Origin of the sequence: Kineococcus gurbantunggutensis (assembly GCF_050871925.1) — a bacterium.
GTDB lineage: Bacteria > Actinomycetota > Actinomycetes > Actinomycetales > Kineococcaceae > Kineococcus.
In genome coordinates, this window is the sequence record NZ_JBJLSG010000280.1 from 1 (window position 1) to 3,153 (window position 3,153).

The 3,153-nt window shown below is 81.3% G+C and carries 3 protein-coding genes and 1 pseudogene; 2 read left to right on the top strand and 2 right to left on the bottom strand.

What is annotated here, in order from left to right:
- Positions 1-70: 70 nt before the first annotated feature.
- A complete protein-coding gene (locus ACRYR7_RS24925; RefSeq protein ID WP_432575043.1) occupies positions 71-1,108 on the bottom strand; it encodes a Gfo/Idh/MocA family protein in 1,038 nt (345 codons plus the stop codon).
- Positions 1,109-1,329: 221 nt separating this feature from the next.
- On the opposite strand from ACRYR7_RS24925, the gene ACRYR7_RS24930 reads away from it, so the two are divergent.
- Positions 1,330-2,265: a serine/threonine dehydratase gene (locus ACRYR7_RS24930; RefSeq protein WP_432575045.1), complete on the top strand. Its 936-nt coding sequence runs from the start codon at positions 1,330-1,332 to the stop codon at positions 2,263-2,265.
- A gap of 44 nt (positions 2,266-2,309) precedes the next feature.
- Here ACRYR7_RS24930 and ACRYR7_RS24935 read toward each other — a convergent pair whose 3' ends face one another.
- Complete coding sequence (locus tag ACRYR7_RS24935) at positions 2,310-2,834, bottom strand: hypothetical protein (RefSeq protein ID WP_432575047.1); 525 nt, start codon at positions 2,832-2,834, stop codon at positions 2,310-2,312.
- An 83-nt stretch (positions 2,835-2,917) separates the two neighbouring features.
- On the opposite strand from ACRYR7_RS24935, the pseudogene ACRYR7_RS24940 reads away from it, so the two are divergent.
- A pseudogene (locus ACRYR7_RS24940) lies at positions 2,918-3,153 on the top strand (hypothetical protein); the annotation flags it as partial.

The following is a 3,153-nucleotide window of genomic DNA, read 5'->3' on the forward strand; positions in this document are numbered from 1 at the left end:
CGCGGCACGCGTGCCGCGGGCCCGTCCGCCCGCCCAGCCCGCGCGCCGGGCCGGGACCGCCGCGCGGGTCTCAGGCCCCGGCGACCTGCAGGGCGCGCACCGCCACGGGCGCGCCGGTGAGCAGCGACTCCTGCGCGGCGTCGGCCACCCGCGAGGCCGCCACCGCGTCCTCCGGGCGGCACAGGTCCTCGCCCCCCGTGCCGTTGACCAGGTCCACGAACGCGGCCGCCTGCGCGCGGTAGGCGCCGGCGAAGCGCTCGGCGAACGTCGCGTGCGCCGGCCCGGCGGGGAAGGTGGTGCCCGGCTCGGCGGAGCGGGCCGCCATCGCCTCGTCCATCCCGACGACCACCGTGCCCAGCGAGCCCTGCAGCTCCAGGCGCACGTCGTGCCCGGCGCCGTTGTAGCGCGAGGCCGTCACCACCGCCAGGGTGCCGTCGTCCAGCGTGCACACCGCCAGCGCGGTGTCCACGTCGCCGACCCGGCCGATCTCCGGGTCGCCGTTGTTCGAGCCGCGCGCGTAGACCTCCACGACCTCCCGGCCGGTGATCCAGCGCAGCACGTCGAAGTCGTGCACGCTGCAGTCGCGGAACAGCCCGCCCGAGGTGGCCAGGAACGCCACCGGCGGGGGAGCGGCGTCGCAGGTGAGCGCCCGCACCGCGTGCAGCCAGCCCAGCTCCCCGGCCTCGAAGGCGCGCTTGGCCTCGCGGTAGCCGGCGTCGTGGCGGCGCTGGTGGCCGATGCGCACCACCCCGCCGCGCTCGGCGACGTGCTCCAGCACCGGCAGCGACAGCGCCACGTCCGGGGCGACGGGCTTCTCGCACAGCACGGGCACCCCCGCGTCCACGCCGGCGCGCACGAGCTCGGGGTGCGTGGCGGTGCCGGTGGCGACCACCAGGGCGTCCACGCCGCTGCGCAGCAGCGCCGCCACGTCCTCGGCCACGTCGACCCGCGCGCCGTCGGCCGGCAGGCCGCCGGCCACCGCCCGCGCCCGCCCGGGGTCCGCGTCGACCAGCGTCAGGCGCCCCACGCCCGGCGTCGTGGCCAGGTTCGCGGCGTGCATCGCGCCGATGCGGCCGACGCCGGCCAGTCCCAGGTGCAGCTCGCTCACGGTGTCCTCCGGGGCCTCGTGGTCGGACCGGTCCGAACCGCGACGACCCTGGGCTGCCGCGGTGCGGGTGTCAAGCTCGGGGAGGCGGCGCGGCGGGCGGCGCGGCGGGTGCGCGGCGGCGCGGGGTCCCGGCCCGGCGGGGCCCGCGCCGCGCCGGTGGCTACGGTGGGCCCGGCGCGCCCGGCCCTCGGGCGCGCGGGCACCCGAGGACGGAAGCACCTGTGATCACCCGAGACGACGTCCTCGCCGCGGCCGAGCGCACCGCCGGCCGCGTGCGCCGCACCCCGCTGCTGGCGCCGGCCGCCGAGGACGCCCCCTGGCTGAAGTGCGAGTTCCTGCAGCACACCGGCACCTTCAAGGCCCGCGGCGCCCTGAACCGCCAGCTCGCCGCCCGCGAGCGCGGCGAGCTCGAGCGCTCCGTGGGCGTCGTGGTCGCCTCCGGCGGCAACGCCGGCCTGGCCAACGCCTGGGCCGCGGCCGCGCTGGGCGTGCCCGCCACCGTCTTCGTGCCGGTCACCGCCCCGGAGGTGAAGGTGGCGCGGCTGCGCGAGCACGGCGCGCGCGTGCACCGGGTGGGCGCCGAGTACGCCGAGGCGCACGCCGCCGCGCTGGAACACGTGCGCGCCACCGGCGCGCTGCTGTGCCACGCCTACGACCAGCCCGAGATCGCCGCCGGGGCCGGCGCGATCGGCGAGGAGGTCCTGGCCGACGAACCGGGCATCGACACCGTCGTGCTCGCCGTCGGCGGCGGCGGGCTGTTCGCCGGGGTCGCCGCGGCCGTCGCCGGGCGCGCCCGGGTGGTGGCCGTCGAGCCCACCGGCGCCCCCACCCTGCACGCGGCCCTGCGCGCCGGGGAACCGGTCGACGTGCCGGTCTCCGGGATCGCCGCGGACTCCCTGGGCGCGCGGCGCGTCGGCGACATCGCCTTCGACGTGGCCCGGCGGGTGCCGCCGGTCAGCGTGCTCGTCGACGACGACGCGATCGCGGCCGCCCGGCTGCACCTGTGGCGCGAGCACCGGGTGCCCGCCGAGCACGGCGCCGCCGCCGCCCACGCCGCCCTGACCTCCGGCGCCTACGTGCCCGCCCCCGGCGAGCGCGTCGCGGTCGTGGTCTGCGGGGCGAACACCGACCCCGCCACCCTGGCCGCGCCCGCCTGAGGGCCCGCCCCGCCCGAGGGCGCCCGCCCCGGGCGCCCGGCGCGTCAGTGGCTGGTGGTGCCGCGGCGCGACTCCAGCACGGGCTCGACCAGGCGCTCGACGACCAGGCCGGTGGCCACCGCGGCCACCGCCGCGTGCAGCGCCTCGACCACGCCCTCCCCGCGCGCCCAGGTGCGCGGCGGGGCGCCGGCGCCCGTGGCGTTCTCCAGCGTCTGGTCGACGAGGATCCGCGTCAGCGTCTGCGCCACGTTGCCGCGCACCCCGACCAGGCCGGTGGCCCGCCACACCCCGCGCAGGGCGCCCAGGGCCACGCTCGTGCCCACCGCCATCGCCGCCGTGGCCGCGGCGGGGCGCTCGTCGTCACCGGGTGAGCGGCCCAGCAGCACCAGCAGGGTGCGCCCGGGCACGTACGAGGCCGGGCGGCCGGTGACGGCGCGCTCGGCGCGCTGGCCGGCAGCCATCGCCGCCGCACCGGCCAGCCCGCCCAGGGCCCCGCGCGCGGCGGCCCGCGCCAGCACCGCCCGCCGCCCGCCCGATCGTCCCGCCGCCCGCCCGCTGGTCCCCGTCACGGCGCCACCCTGCCAGCTCGCCGCGCGCGCCGGCGGCCGGGACGCCTCGCGGGTGCCGCGCGCCTCCACTAGCGTCCGCGACCGTGGCGCAGCGACGGTCGAGCTCCCCGGCCCCCTCGACGCGGCCGGCCGGTGCCGCCGGCACCGGCGGCACCGCGGTGCTGTGGTTCCGCCGGGACCTGCGCCTGCGCGACCACCCGGCCCGGGGGGGGGGGGGGGGGGGGGGGGGGGGGGGGGGGGGGGGGGGGGGGGGGGGGGGGGGGGGGGGGGGGGGGGGGGGGGGGGGGGGGGGGGGGCGGGGGGCGGGCGCGCGGCCGGC